Origin of the sequence: Pseudomonas parafulva (assembly GCF_000800255.1) — a bacterium.
GTDB lineage: Bacteria > Pseudomonadota > Gammaproteobacteria > Pseudomonadales > Pseudomonadaceae > Aquipseudomonas > Aquipseudomonas boreofloridensis.
Genome location: NZ_CP009747.1, coordinates 4,212,569 through 4,231,573 on the forward strand (window position 1 = coordinate 4,212,569; position 19,005 = coordinate 4,231,573).

A 19,005-nucleotide genomic window follows, 5' to 3' on the forward strand; every position below is an offset into this window, starting at 1 on the left:
CCCGTAACACGACAAGGAAAGCACGTACATGAGCATCACCCGCTCGGCCTGGCGCACTGGCGCCGGCCTTCTGCTGGCCAGCGCCCTGCTGGCCGGCTGCAATACGCCAAAACCGCTGTATCAATGGGAAAGCTACCAGCCCCAGGTGCGCGAGTACTTCAACGACCAGTCCAAGGAAGAACAGGTCATCGCCCTGGAGCGCGATCTGGAGAAGATCAAGGCCAAGAACGGCGCGGTGCCGCCGGGCTATCACGCGCAACTGGGCCTGCTCTACTCGAGCCTGGGCAAGGATGACCAGATGATCCAGGAATTCCGTACCGAGAAAGCGCTGTTCCCTGAGTCGGCGACCTACATGGACTTCCTGATGAAGAACGCCACGCAAGGAGCCAAGCCGTGATCAAGCGCCTTACCCAATGCCTGGTCGGCGCCTGCGTGCTGGCCCTGTTCGCCGGCTGCGCCGAGCGCAAGACCACCGACTACGCCGCCTTCAAGCAGAGCCGGCCGAAGTCGATCCTGATCGTGCCGCCACTGAACAACTCGCCGGACGTCAAAGCCAGCTACAGCATGCTGGCGCAGGTCACCTATCCGCTGGCCGAAGCGGGCTACTACGTGATGCCGGTGGCGCTGGTGGCCGAGACGTTCCGCCAGAACGGTATGACCACCCCAGCGGACATCCATGAGTTGCCGGCCGCCAAGCTGCGCGAGATCTTCGGCGCCGATGCCGGGCTGTACGTGACCGTCAGCGACTACGGCACCCGCTACATGGTGCTGAGCAGCGCAACCATCGTCACCGCCAGCGCCAAGCTGGTCGACTTGAAAACCGGCGCCACCCTGTGGACCGGCGCGGCCTCGGCCTCCAGCGAAGAAGGCCGGCAGAACCAGGGCGGACTGGTCGGCATGCTGATCACCGCAGCGGTGAACCAGATCATCTCCAGCGTGCAGGACGACGCGGGCTATCCGATCGCCGGTATCACCAGCGCCCGGCTGCTGTCGCCGAACCCCAACGGCGGCATCCTGTACGGGCCGCGCTCGCCGAAGTACGGCACCGACTGAGCGACGAGCACTGCGTCGAAGCCATGAAAAAGGCGACCTACAAAGGTCGCCTTTTTCATGGACGATCTGCGCTCAGATCCCGTATTGCGCTCGATAGGCCTCGACCGCCGGCAGGTGCTGCTTGAGCTGCGGATCATCGGCCAGGAATTCCAGTACCTGGGTCAGGGAAACGATGCTGACCACTGGCATGCCGAAGTCACGCTCCACTTCCTGGATGGCCGAGAGTTCACCGTTACCACGCTCCTCGCGGTTCAGCGCGATGAGCACACCGGCGGCGCGTGCCTGCTGGGCCTGGATGATCTGCATGACTTCGCGGATCGCGGTGCCTGCGGTGATCACGTCGTCGATGATCAGCACCTCGCCCGCCAGGGGAGCGCCGACCAGGCTGCCACCCTCGCCGTGGTCCTTGGCTTCCTTGCGGTTGAAGCACCAGGGCACGTCGATCTGATGATGCTCGGCCAGCGCCACCGCCGTGGCGGCGGCCAGCGGAATGCCTTTGTAGGCCGGACCGAACAGCACGTCGAAGGGGATCTTGCTGTCGACGATGGCCGCCGCATAGCAACGTCCCAGCTGGGCCAGGGCCGAGCCGCTGTTGAACAGACCGGCGTTGAAGAAGTACGGGCTGGTACGCCCCGATTTCAGGGTGAATTCACCGAAGCGCAGCACGCCGCGATCGATGGCAAAACGGATGAAGTCGCGCTGATACGGCTGCATGAAAAGTCCCGGACACCACGGATTTAGCTAAATGAGTTGAGCTCGGGTATCATACACGCACGAGATTTTTGGGGCCATTTATGCGGATCATCAGTGTGAACGTGAATGGCATTCAGGCTGCGGCCGAGCGTGGTTTGCTCAGCTGGTTGCAAGCCCAGAATGCCGACGTCATCTGCCTTCAGGATACCCGCGCCTCGGCCTTTGAACTCGACGACCCAGCTTTCCAGCTCGATGGCTATTTCCTTTATGCCTGCGACGCGGAGGTGCCCGCCCACGGTGGCGTGGCGCTCTACTCGCGGATGCAGCCCAAGGCAGTCATCACCGGCCTGGGCTTCGAGACAGCCGACCGCTACGGACGTTACCTGCAGGCCGATTTCGACAAGGTCAGCATCGCCAGCCTGCTGATGCCTTCGGGCATGAACGGCGACGAAGACTTGAATCAGAAATTCAAGTTGATGGACGACTTCGCCAAGTACCTGGACAAGCAGCGCCGCAAGCGCCGCGAGTACATCTATTGCGGCTCGCTGTACGTGGCGCAGCAGAAGCTCGACATCAAGAACTGGCGCGACAGCCAGCAGTCGCCCGGCTTCCTGCCGCCCGAGCGCGCCTGGATGGACGCCATCATCGGCGAAATGGGCTACGTCGATGCCCTGCGCGAAGTCAGCCGCGAAGGTGATCAGTACAGCTGGTGGCCGGATAACGAACAGGCCGAGATGCTCAACCTGGGCTATCGCTTCGACTACCAGATCCTCACCCAGGGCCTGCGCCGCTGCGTACGTAACGCGCGCCTGCCACGCCAGCCGCGCTTCTCCCAGCATGCGCCGCTGATCGTCGACTACGACTGGACGCTGACCATCTGAACCCTGACGGGGCCTCTTACCAGGCCCCGTTTTGTTTTACAGCTGCTCCTGCGCCTCGCTGGGCAGATGCTCGTCCAGGTGCAGCCACGACAGGCGGCTTTCGGTCCAGATATGCCGGTTGGCCCTGACCTGCTCCGGTCGATCCAGCGTCGCCACCGTTACATCCAGGCTTGATGGGCTGTGCGTCGTTTCCAGCGCCACATGTGCGCCACATCGGTCACAGAACATCCGCGTGCAACTGGCCGGCGCCAGATAATGCTTCGGCTGGCCCGCCAGCCAGGTGAATGCGGTACGAGGGACGGTGACCCAGGTCACCACCAGAGCGCCGCTGACCCGCCGACAGATCGAGCAATGGCAATGGGCGACATCCTCAAGGGTCCCCACCAATCGATAGCGCAGGGCGCCGCAATGGCACCCACCTTCATGGACTTCGTTCATCACCGCGACCTCTCGTCAGCTGATTCAACGCGAAAGCTGGCTGAAAGCTTTCGCCCCTAGGATAGCGCCACCACCGGCACAAAGACCGGTCAGCCAGGGTGCGCATCCACAGCACACCCGGCTCAATCAACAACAACAATGGTGATTCCGATGCTGTCCTGTGCCCGCCTCCCCGCAGTACCCCTCCCCGTATTCCACGCACAGCGCCCAACGCGCTGATCCGCCCGACACCTTTCGCCGCGCCACGCCTGGAGTACCGTCATGCTGACCTTCCTCGGCTTTGCCATGGTCATCACCTTCATGTACCTGATCATGACCAAGCGCCTGTCGGCCTTGATCGCGCTGATCCTGGTACCGATCCTGTTCGCCCTGTTCGGCGGCTTTTCCGCCAAGATCGGCCCCATGATGCTCGAGGGCATCAGCAAGCTCGCGCCCACCGGCGTGATGCTGATGTTCGCCATCCTCTACTTCGCTCTGATGATCGACTCCGGCCTGTTCGACCCGGCCGTGCGCAAGATCCTCAAGCTGGTCAAGGGCGACCCGCTGAAAGTCTCGGTCGGCACCGCCGTGCTGGCCCTGGTGGTCTCGCTCGACGGTGACGGCGCCACCACCTACATGATCTGCTGCGCCGCCATGCTGCCGCTGTACAGCCGCCTGGGCATGAGCCCGCGCATCATGGCCGGGCTGATCATTCTTGCGGGCGGGGTGATGAACATGACCCCTTGGGGCGGACCGACCGCCCGTGCCGCCAGCGCCCTGCACGTAGACCCTTCGGACATCTTCGTGCCGATGATCCCGGCCATGGCCTTCGGCGTACTGGCGATCCTCGCCATCGCCTACCTGTACGGCAAGCGCGAACGTGCGCGCCTGGGCGAGCTGCACCTGCCGACCGACGACATCGACCACAGCGAAATCAGCGTGTCGCAATTCCCCGAGGCGCGTCGGCCGAAGCTGATCTGGTTCAACGGCGCCCTTACCGTCGCGCTGATGGCCGCCCTGATCGCCGGCCTGCTGCCGCTGCCGGTGCTGTTCATGATCGCCTTCAGCATCGCCATGATCGTCAACTACCCGTGCCTGCAACAGCAGAAAGACCGCATCGCGGCCCACGCCGGCAGCGTGCTGGCGGTGACCGGATTGATCTTCGCTGCGGGCATCTTCACCGGCATCCTGTCCGGCACCGGCATGGTCGAGGCCATGTCCAAGAGTCTGCTGGCGGTGATCCCGGAGGCGCTCGGGCCCTACCTGGCGACGATCACCGCGATCGTCAGCATGCCGTTCACATTCTTCATGTCCAATGACGCCTTCTACTACGGTGTCCTGCCGGTGCTCGCCGAGGCCGCCAGCCATTACGGCATCAGCCCGGTGGAAATGGCCCGCGCCTCGATCGTCGGTCAGCCGGTGCACCTGCTCAGCCCGCTGGTGCCGTCCACGTATCTACTGGTGGCCCTGGCCGGCATCGAATTCGGCGATCACCAGCGCTTTACCCTCAAGTGGGCAGTGTTGGTGTGCCTGTGCATAATGCTCGCCGCCCTGCTCATGGGAGTTTTCCCGCTGTTCAGTAGTCTTTAATACAACTGCAGCACCCTACCGCGGCGGCCCTTTGGGGTCGTCGCCTTCACCGCTCGAAGGAATACACATGGAATGGCTGACCAGCCCGGAAATCTGGGTTGCCTTTTTCACCCTCACCGCACTCGAGATCGTGCTCGGGATCGACAACATCATCATGATCTCGATCCTGGTCAGCCGCATGCCCAAGCACATGCAGCCGCGCACGCGTATCTTCGGCCTGGCGCTGGCGATGGTCACGCGGATCATGCTGCTGCTGTCGATCACCTGGGTCATGCGCCTGACCGACGACCTGTTCGTGGTGCTCGGCGAAGGCATCTCCGGACGTGATTTGATTCTGTTCTTCGGCGGCCTGTTCCTGCTGTGGAAAAGCTCGCAGGAGATCTACCACGGCCTGGAAGGTGAAGACGAAAGCGGCGAGGCGCCCAAGGGCGGCGGCGGCAAGTTCTTCTACACCATCATCCAGATCGCGATCATCGACATCGTGTTCTCCCTGGACTCGGTGATCACGGCGGTGGGCATGGTGTCCCACGTCCCGGTGATGATCGCGGCGATCGTCGTCGCCGTGCTGGTGATGATGCTCTGCGCCGGTACCATCAGCGACTTCATCGACAAGCACCCCTCGCTGAAGATGCTCGCGCTGTCGTTCCTGATCGTGGTCGGCACCGTGCTCATCGCCGAATCGTTCGATGTGCATGTGCCCAAGGGCTACGTGTATTTCGCCATGGCCTTCTCGCTGGCGGTGGAGGCGATCAACATCCGCATGCGCACGGCACTGGCGCGCAAGGATGGCAAGGAGCAAGACCCGGTCAAGCTGCGCAAGGACGTGCCCGGCCAGTGACCGCCCGGCTGTGCGTCGTTACCGTTGGGGCCGCTTTGCGGCCCCAATGCTATCCATGACACAAATGTTTCAAATAAATGCCTGCCATGCGAAGCTGGCGTCTCCTGCGCAAACCCACTAAAGCTTCAGTGAGCACTGACAGAACCGCCCAGCCCCGGGCCAGGCTCACCGCTTCACCCATTGGCCCCGCACTGGGGCGTCGGTAACAAGGGGGCCCCGACCATGCTGACCCTGCTCAACCTGCTGTCTGCCGTGACGCTGCTCGTCTGGGGTACGCATATCGTGCGCACCGGCATCCTGCGCGTGTACGGCTCGCACCTGCGCCGGGTACTCGGCCAGAACATGGATCGTCGCCCGCTGGCGTTCATCGCCGGCATCGTGGTCACCGCCGTGGTACAGAGCAGTAACGCCACTGCCATGCTGGTCACCTCTTTCGTCGGCCAGGGCCTGATGGCCATGACCCCGGCACTGGCGATCATGCTCGGCGCCGACGTCGGCACCGCACTCATGGCCCGGGTGCTGACCTTCGATCTGTCCTGGCTGTCACCGCTGCTGATTTTCATCGGGGTGATCTTCTTCCTCTCGCGCAAGCAGACCCGGATCGGCCAACTGGGCCGAGTGGCCATCGGTCTGGGCCTGATCATCCTGGCCCTGCAATTGATCGTGCAGGCGGCAGCGCCCATCACCCAGGCCCAGGGCGTGAAGGTGCTGTTCGCCTCGCTCACCGGCGATATTCTGCTCGACGCGCTGGTCGGCGCGCTGTTCGCGATGATCTCCTACTCGAGCCTGGCCGCCGTGCTGCTCACCGCGACCCTGGCCGGCGCCGAGGTGATCAGCCTGCCGGTGGCCATCGGCCTGGTGGTCGGGGCCAACATCGGCAGCGGGCTGCTGGCGTTTCTCAGCACCAGCATGCAGAACGCCGCCGGTCGTCGGGTCGCGCTGGGCAGCCTGCTGTACAAGCTGATCGGCCTGCTGCTGATCATTCCGGTTCTGCACCCGCTGGTGGACTGGATGGACTCGCTGAGCTTCAGCCCGCAAGAGCTGGTGATCGGTTTCCACCTGCTCTACAACACCGCCCGCTGCGTGATCATGCTGCCGACGGTCAAACCCATGGGCCGCTTGTGCAACACCCTGCTGCCCGAACGCGAATTGGCCAACGGCCAGGTCAAACCGCGTCACCTCGACCCTACGGCCTTGCAGACCCCCAGCCTGGCACTGGCCAATGCTGCCCGCGAGACCCTGCGCCTGGGCGATATCGTCGAAAGCCTGCTCGATGCCATGCTCGGTGCTCTGCGCGGCACTCAGACCGCGCTCGCGCAACAGACCCGCGCCCTGGGCGAAGATGCCGAAGCGCTGTACAGCGCAATCAAGCTGTACCTGGCGCAGATACCGCGCGAAGACCTGGGCGAACATGACAGCCAGCGCTGGGCAGAGATCATCGAGCTGTCGATCAACCTCAAGCTGGCCAGCGACCTGATCGAGCGCATGCTGCGCAAAGTCCAGCAGCAGAAGACCTCCCAGCGCCGGGAGTTCTCCGAGGTCGGGCTGGAAGAGCTGGCTGGCCTGCAACAGCAATTGCTGGCCAACCTGCGCCTGGGGCTGTCGGTGTTCCTCAGCGCCGACCCGCAAAGCGCGCGCCTGCTGCTGCGCGAAAAGCGCAGGTTCCGCGCTCAGGAGCGGCGCCTGGCCCACGCCCATGTCAGCCGTTTGCAACGCAAGGTGGTGCAGAGCATCGAGACCAGCTCACTGCACCTGGAACTGATCGCCGACATGAAACGGTTGAACTCTTTGTTCTGCAGCAGTGCCTATGTGGTACTGGGCGGCGCGGACACCGGCGGGCTTTTGCTCGACGATCAGCCGGAAGACGCCAGCCCGACTTGACCCCCGCACACCTGGAGACCGGCCCGGAAGCCTGCCCATGCGTTGCCTGATGTTCGCCTGCTGCATCCTGTTCAGCCTGCCCTCGCTCGCCCTCGACCGCTCGCGGGTCGAGGGCTATCTGTTGCCCAACGGCCTGCAGGTGATCCTCAAGTCCGGCTACGAGCGCGACCACGTCGCGATCCGTCTGGTGGTCGGCGTCGGCCTGGACGACTTCCCCTGCGACCAGCGCGAGCTGCCGCACCTGCTCGAGCACCTGTTGTTCAGCGGCCTGGACGACAGTGGCGAAGGCGGCCTGGAACAACGTCTGCAAGCACTGGGCGGCGAATGGAATGCCTTCACCAGTGCGGCCGATACCACCTTCGTGGTCGAGGCCCCGGCGCGCAACCAACGCAAGGTGCTCGACCTGCTGCTGGCGGCGGTGCGCGACACCCGCATCGACGCCAAGGCCCTGGCCACGGCGAAGCGGATCGTCGAGCGCGAGGACGGCGGCCACTACGGTCACCTGCAACGCTGGCTGGACCGCCAGGACATCGGCCACCCGGCCAGCGATCAACTGGCGGTCGAGCTCGGGCTGAAATGCGCCGAGCGCTCCGACATCGCCAGCATGAGCCTCAAGCAGGTCCAGGCCATGCGCGAACATTGGTATGCCGCCAACAACATGAGCCTGATCGTGGTCGGTGGCCTCGATCGTTTGCTACCCGCCTACCTGGAGCGCACCTACGGCGAATTGCCTGCCACCGAACCCGGCGAGCGGCGCGACCTGGACAGCATCACCCAGCAGGCCGAACAGCGCCGCGACCTCACCCGCGGCTGGCTCGGCGACAGTGCCAAGCTGCACTGGCTGTTCATCGAGCCGGTGCTCGACAGCGACCACGAGCAGACCCTCGACCTGCTCTCGCGCTACCTCGACTGGACGCTCTACGATCAACTGCGCCTGCGCCACGGCCTGTCCTACGGTCCCTCGGTGCGCCGGGAAAGCTTCGGCGACAGTGGCTTGCTCAGCTTCAACGCCGACCTGGAACGCGGCGACATCGACCAAGCCGTCACCGTGCTGCAAGCCACGTTCGATGACCTGCGCAAGCATGGCCTGGACCCCGACACCTTCGCCCGCCTCAAGGAAGCCGCCATCGCCCGGGAAAGCTGGACCAGCCAGGGCAACAGCGCGTTGGCCGACTATTACTGGGGCGCGCTGAACGACTACGAGGACGGCCGCTTCGGCGATCCGATCGGCAAACTGCGCAAGGTCAGCCTGGCGCAGGCCAACGACGCCCTGCGCCAGTTGCTGGCCACGCCCGGTTATGTGCGCATCGAGAAACCGCTGCTGGGCTACGACGAGTTGTACGGGCTGGTGGCGCTGGTGCTCGGGCTGATCCTGGCCATCGGGCTGCTGCGACGCCGCCGCCAGCCGGCGGATCGTCCCAGCGGTGCTACGCGTGAACGTTGAATTGGCGTTATTCTGAGCCGGCCGTGTCGCGGGTGAATCCGTGACACCGCCAGAACCGTCACCTCACCTTGCTGCCAGCCTCCATGCCCCCCATACCCCAGATCGTCCAGCGCATCATCGAACTGCTCAAACGCTACCCAGGGGTCATCGCCTTGGGCGGTTTCCTGTCGGGCATCGGCAGTTTCATCCTGGTCGACCGCCAGGCCGGGCTGGCCAGCTGGATCGCCATCCTGCTGTTGGTCAGTTGGATATGGCTGATGCTCGAGAACACCCTCACCGGCCTGTTCGCCCGCACCTTCAAGCGCGAAATCCCGCAGCCGCTGCTGCGCTATGCGACGCAGATGATCCATCAGGAGAGCCTGTTCTTCGTCCTGCCGTTCTTCTTCATCACTACCACCTGGAACAGCGGGCAACTGGTGTTCACCGGTCTGCTCGGCGCAGCGGGGCTGATTTCCATCGTCGACCCACTGTACTACCGCTGGCTCGCCCCGCGCCGCTGGCTGTTCCTGGCCCTGCACACGCTCACCCTGTTCGCCGCGTTGCTCACCGCACTGCCGATCATCCTGCACCTGACCACCGCGCAGAGCTTCAAGCTGGCGCTGATCGCCGCCATGGTGCTGTCGTTCCCGAGCCTGGCCAGCAGCTTCCCGATCAACACCTGGCGACGCGGCGTGATGCTGGTGGTGCTGACCCTGGCGATCGGCGGCGGCGGCTGGTTGCTGCGCTCCTGGGTGCCGCCGGCGACCCTGTGGATGACCGAAGTGGCGGTGACCACGCAGATGCAGGACCGAGAGCCGGGCGAGTCGCTGGAGCAGATCGACGCCAGCCGCATCCGCAGCGCCGGGCTGTACGCCTACACCTCGATCAACGCCCCACGCGGCCTGAACGAGCGGATCTTCCACGTGTGGCAGCAGGACGGCAAGGAAGTGGACCGCATTGCCCTGGACATCCATGGCGGGCGCAAAGAGGGCTATCGGGCCTGGACCCACAAGCAGAATTTCCCGCCCAACCCGGTGGGCAAGTGGCAAGTGCGGGTGCTGACCGAGGACGGTCAGGTCATCGGCGTGCTGCGCTTCAAGGTGGTCGAGGATGGGACGGCGGGGTGAGGTTCGATCACTGCATTGTCTTCATCGCGGGACGAGCCCGCTCCCACAGGGAGTTGTGGAAGTGGGCTTGTCCGGCGATGCAGCCACCACCGCTGCAACAGGCTATGATCTGCCCCACCGCCGTCGTGCAGAGCCAAAGACATGGAGCCCAGCGTCACCCTCGACACGCGCCAGCACCCTACGCGACTCGCCATCACCGGTGACTGGACCCTGGAGCATTACGCTCGCCTGCGGCGCGACAGCGAGCGCCTGCGCGACCAGTACGGCGCCGAGGCTCAGGTCGATCTCACCCAGCTTGGCCGCCTCGACACGGCGGGCGCCTCGCTGCTGGCCGAGCTGCTGGGCGCCGAACGCCTGGCGCACTGCACCCACGAGCTGCCCGCCGCCAGCCGCGCCTTGCTGCAGACGGTCTATCGCTCGCTGCAGGACTACTGCATCCCGCTCAAGGAACCCGAGCAGCCCGTGCTGCTGCAACTGCTCGCGCGCATTGGCTGCGCTGTCGACACACTGTGGCAGGACACCCGGCAACTGCTGGGCTTCGTCGGCCTGATCCTGGCCACGCTCGCCACCCGCCTGTTCCAGCCTCACCGCTGGCGCCTCACCCCGGTGGTGGCACACATCGAGCAGACCGGCCTGGACGCTGCCCCCATCGTCGCCCTGCTGACCTTCCTGGTCGGCGCCGTGGTCGCCTTCCTAGGGGCCACCGTGCTGGCCGACTTCGGCGCCACGGTGTTCACCGTCGACCTGGTGGCGTTCTCCTTCCTGCGCGAATTCGCCGTGCTGCTCACCGCCATCCTCATGGCCGGGCGCACCGCCAGCGCCTTCACCGCGCAGATCGGCTCGATGAAAGCCAACGAGGAAATCGACGCCATCCGCACCCTGGGCCTGAACCCGATCGAGCTGCTGGTGGTGCCTCGGGTGCTGGCGTTGCTGATCGCCCTGCCGCTGCTGACCTTCGTCGCCATGCTCTGCGGCATGGTCGGCGGTGCGGTGGTCTGCGCGCTGTCGCTGGACATCCCGCCGGCGATGTTCCTGTCGCTGCTGCAGAGCGATATCGGTGTGCAGCATTTCCTGGTCGGCCTGCTCAAGGCGCCGTTCTTCGCCTTCCTGATCGCCGCCATCGGCTGCCTGGAGGGGTTCAAGGTCAGTGGCAGCGCCGAGTCGGTCGGCGCCCACACCACCTCGGCGGTGGTGCAGTCGATCTTCGTGGTGATCGTACTGGACGCCGTCGCGGCGTTGTTTTTCATGGAGATGGGCTGGTGATCGGCAAGGGCGAACCGGTGATCCAGGCGCGCGGCCTGTGCAACCGCTTTGGCAGTCAGGTGGTGCACCAAGGGCTGGACCTGGACCTGTATCGCGGCGAAATCCTCGCCGTGGTCGGCGGGTCGGGTAGCGGTAAATCGGTGCTGCTGCGCAGCCTCGTCGGCCTGCGTCGACCCAACGAGGGCCAGGTGACGGTATTTGGCCAGGACCTCGACGCACTGAATGACGACCAGCGCTCGAGCCTGGAACGGCGTTTTGGCGTGCTGTTCCAGAAGGGCGCGCTGTTCTCCTCGCTGACCATTACCGAAAACGTCGCACTGCCCTTGATCGAGCACGCCGGCCTGTCGCGCGCCGACGCCGAGCACCTGGCCGGGGTCAAGCTGGCGCTGGCCGGGCTGCCCATCAGCGCGGCGGACAAATACCCGGCTGCGCTGTCCGGCGGCATGATCAAGCGCGCCGCCCTGGCCCGCGCCCTGGCGCTGGACCCCGACATCCTGTTTCTCGACGAACCCACGGCCGGGCTGGACCCGATCGGTGCGGCGGCCTTCGATCAGCTGATTCTGACGCTGCGTGACGCCTTGGGCCTGTCGGTGTTGCTCATCACCCACGACCTCGACACCCTGTACACCATCACTGACCGCGTCGCCGTGCTGGCGCAGAAGAAGGTGCTGGTGGCCGGCCCCCTGGCCGACGTCGAACAGGCTGACGATCCCTGGATTCACCATTACTTTCACGGCCCGCGCGGGCGGGCGGCGGCACAGGCCGCTGCCGGCGCGGCACAGGAGCACTGAAGCATGGAAACCCGCGCGCATCACGTTCTCATCGGGCTGGTCGCCGTGCTGGTGGTGGCCGGTGCCATGCTGTTCGGCCTGTGGCTGGCCAAGTCCAGCGTCGACGACGCGTTCAAGGACTACGAAGTGGTCTTCAGCGAGGCGGTGTCGGGCCTGTCGCGTGGCAGCCCGGTGCAGTACAACGGCATCAAGGTCGGCGACGTCAGCAGCTTGCGCCTGGACCCGCAGGACCCGCGCCGCGTGCTGGCCCGGATCCGCCTGAGCGCCGACACGCCGGTCAAGCAGGACACCCAGGCCAAGCTGACCCTGGCCGGCGTGACCGGCAACACCTTCATCCAGCTCAGCGGCGGCACGCCACAGAGTCCGGCGCTCAAAGGCAAGGACGGCCAGCTGCCCGTGATCGTCGCCTCGCCCTCGCCGATTTCGCGCTTGCTCGACGACAGCAGCGACCTGGTGACCAACGTTAACCTGCTGCTGCACAACGCCAACCAGATGTTCTCTGACACCAACATCGAGCGCCTGAGCAACACCCTGGCCAACCTCGAACAGACCACCGGGGCCTTCGCCAGCCAGAAGGGCGGTATCGCCCAGGCCATCGAGCAATTGGCCCAGGTGGGCAAGCAGGCCAATGCCACGCTGGCCGAGACCCAAGCCTTGATGCGCAGCGCCAACGGCCTGCTTGGCAGCGAGGGCAAGCAGGCCATCGGCAGCGCCGAGCAGGCCATGCAGTCGTTGGCGCAGAGCACCGCGACCATCAACGAACTGCTCTCGCACAACCGCGAAGCCTTGGACGACGGTGCCCAAGGCTTGAACCAACTGGCGCCCGCCATCCGCGAGCTGCGTGAGACGCTCAACGCCCTCAAGGGCATTTCGCGGCGCCTGGAAGCCGACCCCAGCGGCTACCTGCTGGGCCGCGAGCCGAACAAGGAGTTCCAGCCGTGAAATCGCCTCTACACCTGCTCGTCGTGGCCGGCCTGCTGAACCTGGCCGCCTGCTCGATCCTGCCGCAAGGCGAGCCGAGCGATGTCTATCGCCTGCCGGTGCATCAGGCCAGCCACACCGCCACGCCCGTGAACTGGTCGCTGCGCCTGAACAAGCCATTGGCCAGTGAAGCGCTGTCGGGGTCGCGCATCGCGGTGATTCCCGCAGGCGACGTGATCAGCAGCTACAAGGGCGCGCGCTGGAGCGATCCGGTGCCATTGCTGGTGCGCAACCGGCTGCTCGATGCCTTCCAGCGCGATGGCCGGGTGCAGCGCCTGAGCGCCGATGACAGCAACCTGCAGGCCGACTACGAACTGGTCGGCGAACTGCAGGCATTTCAGAGCGAGTACGGCTCGCCCGGGGTAGACGTGGTGATCCGCTATGACGCCCGACTGGTGCAGGGACGAAGCCAGCGCATTCTCGCCAGCCAGCGCTTCGAAGTGCGCCAGCCGCTGAGCGAGAAGCAGGTGCCGGCGGTGGTCAGTGGCTTCGGCGCCGCGGGCGACACCCTGGCGCGCCAGGTGGTGGACTGGACCGTGACCCAGGCTTCAGGGTTTCAGGCTCAGGCGAAGAACCAGTAGCACACGCAGATCGCCGCGATCACCCCGGACAGCTCGGCCAGCAGCGCGCAGCCCACGGCGTGGCGCACACGCTGGATGCCGACCGCGCCGAAGTACACCGCCAGCACGTAGAAGGTGGTTTCGGTACTGCCCTGGATCGTGGCTGCCACCAGCGCCGGGAAGCTGTCGACGCCTTGGGTCTGCATGGTCTCGATCAGCATCGCCCGCGCGGCGCTGCCGGAGAACGGCTTGACCAGCGCCGTGGGCAAGCCTTCGACGAAACGACTGTCCATCCCCAGCCATTCGACGCCGTGGCGAATGCCATCGAGCGCCAACTCCAGCGCCCCGGAGGCGCGCAGCACACCCACCGCCACCAGCATCGCCACCAGGTACGGCAGCAGGCTCTTGGCGACGTCGAAGCCCTCTTTGGCGCCCTCGACGAACGCCTCGTAGACCTTCACCCGGCGTAGCGCGCCGATCACCACGAACAGCATGATCACGCCGAACAGCGTGAGGTTGCCGAGTATCGACGACAGGCTGGCCAGTGCCGCCGCCGACAGCGTGCCGAGAAACGCCATGAAACCGCCCAGCAGCAGCGCGCCGGGAATGAAGTAGGCCAGCACCACCGGATCCCACAGGCGCAGGCGCTGCATCACCGCCACCGACAGCAGACCGACCAGCGTCGAGACGCTGGTGGCCAGCAGGATCGGCAGGAACACCAGGGTCGGGTCGGTGGCGCCCTGCTGGGCGCGGTACATGAAGATGGTCACCGGCAGCAGGGTCAGGGATGAGGCATTGAGCACCAGGAACAGGATCTGCGCATTGCTCGCCGTGGTGCTGCTGGGATTGAGCTCCTGCAAGGCACGCATGGCCTTCAGGCCGATGGGTGTGGCGGCGTTGTCCAGGCCCAGGCCGTTGGCGGCGAAGTTCATGGTAATCAGGCCCAGGGCAGGGTGGCCAGGCGGCACCTCGGGCATCAGGCGGGCGAACAGCGGGCCGAGTACCTTGGCCAGCCATTCGACGATGCCGGCCTTCTCGGCGATCTTGAGAAAACCCAGCCACAGGGTGAGGGTGCCGAACAGCAGCACCATGACCTCGACCGACAGCTTGGCCATGGCAAAGATGCTCTCGACCATGGCAGCGAAGATCCCGGCGTTGCCGCCCACCAGCCACTGGGCCAGGGCGGAGATGGCCGCTACCACGAAGAAGCCGAGCCAAAGGCCGTTGAGCATGCGCCTGTTCCCCTGTGAAAAATGCCGGAATGATAGCGCAAACGGGGGCGACCCGACCCCTCCGCACCATGCAAAAAGCCCCGACAGGTCGGGGCTCTTGGGTGCAACGCCAGGTTTACTGGTTGACGGTCTTGCCCGTCGCCACGGCGTGTGGCTTGGCGCCGGCCTGGAACAGCGAGTTGTAGTACGCCTCGCCCTTGGCGCTGTCGTACATCCCCTGCCACTTGGCGATCACCACCGCGGCCAGGGCGTTGCCCACCACGTTCAGGGCGGTACGGGCCATGTCCATGATGCGGTCGACACCAGCGATGAACGCCAGGCCTTCCAGCGGAATACCCACGCTGCCCAAGGTCGCCAGCAACACCACGAAGGACACGCCCGGCACACCGGCGATGCCTTTGGAGGTGACCATCAGGGTCAGCACCAGCATCAGTTGCTGGCCGATGGACAGGTCGATGCCATACAGCTGGGCGATGAAGATTGCCGCGATGCTCTGGTACAGGGTCGAGCCGTCGAGGTTGAACGAGTAGCCGGTGGGCACCACGAACGAGCAGATCGACTTCGGCGCGCCGTACTTCTCCATCTTCTCGATCACCCGTGGCAGCACGGTCTCGGAGCTGGACGTGGAGTAGGCGAGGATCAGCTCGTCTTTCATGATGCGCATGATCTTGATGATCGAGAAGCCGAACACCCGCGCCACCAGACCCAGCACCATGAAGGCGAAGAAGGCGATGGCGAAGTATACCAGCAGCACCAGCTTGGCCAGCGGCAGCAGCGAGGCGAAGCCGAAGTTGGCGACCGTGGCGGCGATCAGGGCGAACACACCGATCGGCGCGTAGTTCATGATCATGTGGGTGACCTTGAACATGGTCTCCGACACGCCCTGGAAGGTCCGCACCAGCGGCTCGCGCAGCTCGGCATTGAGCGACGACAGCCCCATGCCGAACATCACCGAGAAGAAGATGATCGGCAGCATTTCACCACGCATCAGCGCGGCGAAGATGTTCGACGGGATCAGGTTGAGCAGGGTTTCGATGAACGCATGCTCATGCTGCACCTCGGCCGCCGTGGCCTGGTATTTGGAAATATCGACGGTACCGAGGGTGCTCATGTCGATGCCGGCACCCGGATGGAACACGTTGGCCATGACCAGGCCCACCACGATTGCGATCGTGGTCACCACTTCGAAGTAGAGGATGGTCTTCAGGCCGATGCTGCCCAGTTTCTTCGCATCGCCAACCCCGGCGATACCCACGATCAGCGACGAGATCACGATCGGGACGACGATCATCTTGATCAGGCGAATGAAGATGTCGCCGGCGGGCTGAAGGACGTTGCTGATCCACCATGCCTTTTCTGCACTGAAATGATTCAGTAGCGCGCCGACTGCAACGCCCAGTACCAGACCGATCACGATCTGCCAGGCGAGGCTCAGTTTTGCCTTCTTCATGTCATTACCTTTGTTGTAGTGGTCTTGGGTTGCCCGACTATAAAGCGCGTCCCAGAGCCTTCGGCAATGAAACGGCCAGCGATGGGCTTCCGTCCGGCGACCCGCTTGGAAGGCCGCCGCCAGCGAGCGAAAGAACGCTCGGGCTTGCGAAAAAGGCGCAACTATTGCGACGAGGGCCGGGCCAGTCTAATGCCGTAAACGACTACCCCATGCCGAATCGGCATAACAGAAGCGGCTATTTCGGCCAATACAGCCACTGAAAAATCCCCGTATTCGGTTTTCCGAACACGACCGACGTGCCATTTCACGGCCGAAATGACCAGAGGCGCAGAGCGCTAAAAGGAGGGTGTTCGACAATCCGAATGGGCACTTTCACGGTCCACTGGCAGAACCGAAGCGCAGGTTTTTTTTCGACATACGGTTGAGACAAAATGTGTCTCGGCGGGAAATTGCGTAAAGCAGCGTTTCAAACGATCAGTGGACGCTCCGGAAGCCAGGTCAGCGTTGCGGGTCTGCATGTGCCCGCACTGACCTGGATCTTCCGATGCTGTCGCTCCTGACCCGGCCCTCATCGGGGGTACTCCCTGTACCCCTAGGCCACTCCGACCCTGAATCGATCAAAGCGGCCCGGCCCCCTGGTCATGTGCAGCCCCTCATCGGCGCCGCGCATCATGGAAGCCGCAAGCTTGAAGGCTGCAAGCTTCCATCTGATTACAAACGACGACCGCTGGTCAGTACCAGTTCGGGTCACTCTTGAGCTGCTCCTTGAGCAACTGCTGCATGCCTTCGTTCGGTTTACCCAGCCAGCGGTAATCAGCATGCCGCGTTGGCGACTTGTCCGAAGGCAGGCCTTCGGGCACTTCGACCAACATTGCGTAGGCATCGTCCTTGTCCCAGCTGAACGCCACGATCAAACGCTTGTACTTGCAGTTGGTCTCGGACTCGCAGAGCGGCCCGACCATGTACTTGTCACCGTCCTCGGTGACGGCGGACATCTGCTCATTCGAGCTGCCGCTGAGGTTGATCACCCATTCGGGCAACCGCTCCTCTCCTTTGATCGCCTTCTGCCAAGCCTGCCGATACTGCTCGTCAGACCCTAGCAGCTGGCCCACTCGCATCTGACCGTCATTACCTGCCAGCGCCCCGGTCGCACCGCCCAGCAGCAGGGCGGTGGCCAGAACATTGCGGAGCATCTGTTTCATCGACGTCCGCGTCCGAAGAAGAAGGAAGCGACGAACAGCACCAGGAACACGATGAACAGGATCTTGGCGATACCGGTCGCGGCGCCGGCGATACCACCGAAGCCCAGCACTGCGGCGACGATAGCGATGATCAGGAATGTGATAGCCCAGCTCAGCATGGTGTTTCTCCTTTCTTTTCGGGATTCTTTCCAGGGTTGAATCGGTGTGCCGTCAGAACACCCAGCGCTCTTGTGGAACGATGCGCTCGACCGTGGCCGGCGAGGCATTGGTCGCCGGCAGCGGTTGAGCGGCTCGAACCAAGGTGTTGGCGTGGGTGGTGCGAAGTTGCGCCAGCAGCGCTGTTTGCGCAGCCACCTGATCGGCCAGACGTGCGGTCTGCACGCTGTGGTAGAACAGGCCGGCAGCCAGGGTCAGTACCAGAGCCACAACCAGATACACCATCGGGTGTACGGACAACGCGGCGACCTGCGAACGATTGACGGATTGGCGATTCATGCCGGCGACTCCTGCAAATGTTGTTATCCAACTCTTGCAGTAGGTATTGCAGCCTGCATGCCAGGTTTTTAATCAAATAAAAAACCTTATTAATCAATGACTTAACAAATAAATCAAAACCACTGGGGAACGTATCCTGCACGATGACGTCGTGCAGCCCGTGCGTTTTGCACGATCACCCCTCGACCTTGCTGGCGACCTTCAAGAGATCGGCGTCGACCCCACGAACGCCCAGGATCTGCCCGGCGATCTGCACCGCGATGGACTTCTGTTCATTACTCACCACTTCACCGGACAAGCGCACCATGCCGTCCTGGCTCGCCACCTTTATATTCGGGCCGTCCAGGTTGCGACTGAAGCGCAAGCTGCTTTGCACCTTGTCGATGATCCAGGCATCGCTGGGCTGCGGCCCGCTCGGCGCGGTCACTGGCTTGTCGCGGGCCAGCGCCATCGCGGCCGAGTCCAGGCTGATCAGGTTATTGACCAGATACACACCCTCGGTCGTTCGGGCGATCACCCCGGCCTGTTCCTTGGCCTCGACGTTGTCCACTCGCCCACGCATGGTCACCACGCCCTCGCGGCTCTCGACCTCGATCGACGCCTTCTCGGTTACCCGGCTCCACAACAGCCGAGCGCGAATGACGGAGGTGAGGGTGGCGTCTTCCAGGCGCTGGGCATAGGCCCGCAATTCCAGCGGTCGCTCGGCCAGTTGCGGATTGACCTGTAGCTGGTTGTCCACCCGCTCGATACCCCGGGTAGCCAGGGCCACGCGCTCTGCCAGATCACGCTCGACCGGGTTTTCCACTTCGCCACTAAGGCGGGCCTGGGCGCCCTCGACCTGGACTTCGATGCGGAACGGGTTGAGCAGTTTGTTAAGGGACACCGCTGTCTGCACCGCGCCCTCCAGGCGAGCGTCCTGTACGGAATCGGCAAAGGCGGGGACCGCTGCCAACAACAGGCTGGCGGCCAGGACGGTATGACGCGAGAACAAAGACATTGGGCTACTCCTTTATTCGTGACAAATCCCACGCTCATCGCAACCTGCATGCCAGGCTGAAAAAGCGTAAAAAACCTAACTATTTCAATTGGTTAACCAATAACCTAGGCAACAGCTAGCATGCATAGGGC

At 64.0% G+C, this 19,005-nt stretch carries 20 protein-coding genes; 12 read left to right on the forward strand and 8 right to left on the reverse strand.

The features are described 5' to 3' along the window. Positions 1–28 precede the first annotated feature (28 nt). On the forward strand, positions 29–397 hold the full coding sequence (locus NJ69_RS18430; protein ID WP_039582001.1) for a DUF4810 domain-containing protein: 369 nt from the start codon (positions 29–31) through the stop codon (positions 395–397). A 20-nt stretch (positions 398–417) separates the two neighbouring features. Continuing rightward, a complete protein-coding gene (locus NJ69_RS18435) occupies positions 418–1,053 on the forward strand; it encodes a DUF799 domain-containing protein (protein ID WP_039583310.1) in 636 nt (211 codons plus the stop codon). 72 nt (positions 1,054–1,125) lie between these two features. Here NJ69_RS18435 and pyrE read toward each other — a convergent pair whose 3' ends face one another. Then, a complete protein-coding gene (pyrE, locus tag NJ69_RS18440) occupies positions 1,126–1,767 on the reverse strand; it encodes an orotate phosphoribosyltransferase (RefSeq protein WP_029613181.1) in 642 nt (213 codons plus the stop codon). An 80-nt stretch (positions 1,768–1,847) separates the two neighbouring features. On the opposite strand from pyrE, the gene NJ69_RS18445 reads away from it, so the two are divergent. Beyond that, a complete protein-coding gene (locus NJ69_RS18445) occupies positions 1,848–2,627 on the forward strand; it encodes an exodeoxyribonuclease III (protein ID WP_039582003.1) in 780 nt (259 codons plus the stop codon). Positions 2,628–2,663: 36 nt separating this feature from the next. Here the strand turns inward: NJ69_RS18445 and NJ69_RS18450 are convergent, their stop codons facing one another. After that, positions 2,664–3,065: a GFA family protein gene (locus NJ69_RS18450; RefSeq protein WP_029613182.1), complete on the reverse strand. Its 402-nt coding sequence runs from the start codon at positions 3,063–3,065 to the stop codon at positions 2,664–2,666. Positions 3,066–3,326: 261 nt separating this feature from the next. Between NJ69_RS18450 and NJ69_RS18455 the strand changes: the two genes are divergently transcribed. The 9 genes from NJ69_RS18455 to NJ69_RS18495 all read left to right on the forward strand — a co-directional run bounded on the left by NJ69_RS18455 (position 3,327) and on the right by NJ69_RS18495 (position 13,519). Then, a complete protein-coding gene (locus tag NJ69_RS18455) occupies positions 3,327–4,634 on the forward strand; it encodes a CitMHS family transporter (protein WP_039582006.1) in 1,308 nt (435 codons plus the stop codon). A 67-nt stretch (positions 4,635–4,701) separates the two neighbouring features. Then, entirely contained in the window at positions 4,702–5,472 is a 771-nt protein-coding gene (locus NJ69_RS18460; RefSeq protein ID WP_029613183.1) for a TerC family protein, read from the forward strand. Between the two features lie 222 nt (positions 5,473–5,694). Further along, the gene (locus NJ69_RS18465) at positions 5,695–7,353 is read left to right on the forward strand and encodes a Na/Pi cotransporter family protein (protein ID WP_039582008.1); all 1,659 of its coding nucleotides are present in this window, start codon (positions 5,695–5,697) and stop codon (positions 7,351–7,353) included. Positions 7,354–7,390: 37 nt separating this feature from the next. Next, a complete protein-coding gene (locus NJ69_RS18470) occupies positions 7,391–8,797 on the forward strand; it encodes a M16 family metallopeptidase (RefSeq protein ID WP_039582010.1) in 1,407 nt (468 codons plus the stop codon). A gap of 83 nt (positions 8,798–8,880) precedes the next feature. Continuing rightward, complete coding sequence (locus NJ69_RS18475) at positions 8,881–9,903, forward strand: DUF5924 family protein (RefSeq protein ID WP_039582013.1); 1,023 nt, start codon at positions 8,881–8,883, stop codon at positions 9,901–9,903. A gap of 141 nt (positions 9,904–10,044) precedes the next feature. Next, on the forward strand, positions 10,045–11,166 hold the full coding sequence (locus tag NJ69_RS18480) for an ABC transporter permease (RefSeq protein ID WP_039582014.1): 1,122 nt from the start codon (positions 10,045–10,047) through the stop codon (positions 11,164–11,166). Further along, positions 11,163–11,957: an ABC transporter ATP-binding protein gene (locus NJ69_RS18485; RefSeq protein WP_209435517.1), complete on the forward strand. Its 795-nt coding sequence runs from the start codon at positions 11,163–11,165 to the stop codon at positions 11,955–11,957. The genes NJ69_RS18480 and NJ69_RS18485 overlap by 4 nt, the downstream gene beginning before the upstream one ends. Positions 11,958–11,960: 3 nt before the next feature. Then, a complete protein-coding gene (locus NJ69_RS18490) occupies positions 11,961–12,899 on the forward strand; it encodes an MlaD family protein (RefSeq protein WP_039582017.1) in 939 nt (312 codons plus the stop codon). Further along, entirely contained in the window at positions 12,896–13,519 is a 624-nt protein-coding gene (locus tag NJ69_RS18495) for an ABC-type transport auxiliary lipoprotein family protein (protein ID WP_039582020.1), read from the forward strand. The genes NJ69_RS18490 and NJ69_RS18495 overlap by 4 nt, the downstream gene beginning before the upstream one ends. On the opposite strand, the gene NJ69_RS18500 is transcribed toward NJ69_RS18495, so the two are convergent. The 6 genes from NJ69_RS18500 to NJ69_RS18525 form a co-directional block, all read right to left on the reverse strand. Continuing rightward, the gene (locus NJ69_RS18500) at positions 13,501–14,730 is read right to left on the reverse strand and encodes a nucleoside recognition domain-containing protein (RefSeq protein ID WP_039582022.1); all 1,230 of its coding nucleotides are present in this window, start codon (positions 14,728–14,730) and stop codon (positions 13,501–13,503) included. The genes NJ69_RS18495 and NJ69_RS18500 overlap by 19 nt on opposite strands. A 115-nt stretch (positions 14,731–14,845) precedes the next feature. Next, complete coding sequence (gene gltP, locus NJ69_RS18505; protein ID WP_029613190.1) at positions 14,846–16,180, reverse strand: glutamate/aspartate:proton symporter GltP; 1,335 nt, start codon at positions 16,178–16,180, stop codon at positions 14,846–14,848. A gap of 731 nt (positions 16,181–16,911) precedes the next feature. Then, entirely contained in the window at positions 16,912–17,382 is a 471-nt protein-coding gene (locus tag NJ69_RS18510; RefSeq protein WP_039582025.1) for an inhibitor of vertebrate lysozyme family protein, read from the reverse strand. After that, complete coding sequence (locus tag NJ69_RS22500; RefSeq protein WP_023532363.1) at positions 17,379–17,540, reverse strand: DUF1328 domain-containing protein; 162 nt, start codon at positions 17,538–17,540, stop codon at positions 17,379–17,381. The genes NJ69_RS18510 and NJ69_RS22500 overlap by 4 nt, the downstream gene beginning before the upstream one ends. Positions 17,541–17,592: 52 nt before the next feature. Continuing rightward, positions 17,593–17,877 carry a hypothetical protein gene (locus tag NJ69_RS18520; protein WP_039582031.1) on the reverse strand — a complete coding sequence of 95 codons (285 nt, stop codon included), beginning with the start codon at positions 17,875–17,877 and terminating at the stop codon, positions 17,593–17,595. Positions 17,878–18,052: 175 nt separating this feature from the next. Further along, positions 18,053–18,874 (reverse strand): BON domain-containing protein, encoded by an 822-nt coding sequence (locus NJ69_RS18525; protein WP_039582034.1) that lies wholly within the window; start codon positions 18,872–18,874, stop codon positions 18,053–18,055. Positions 18,875–19,005: the final 131 nt, after the last annotated feature.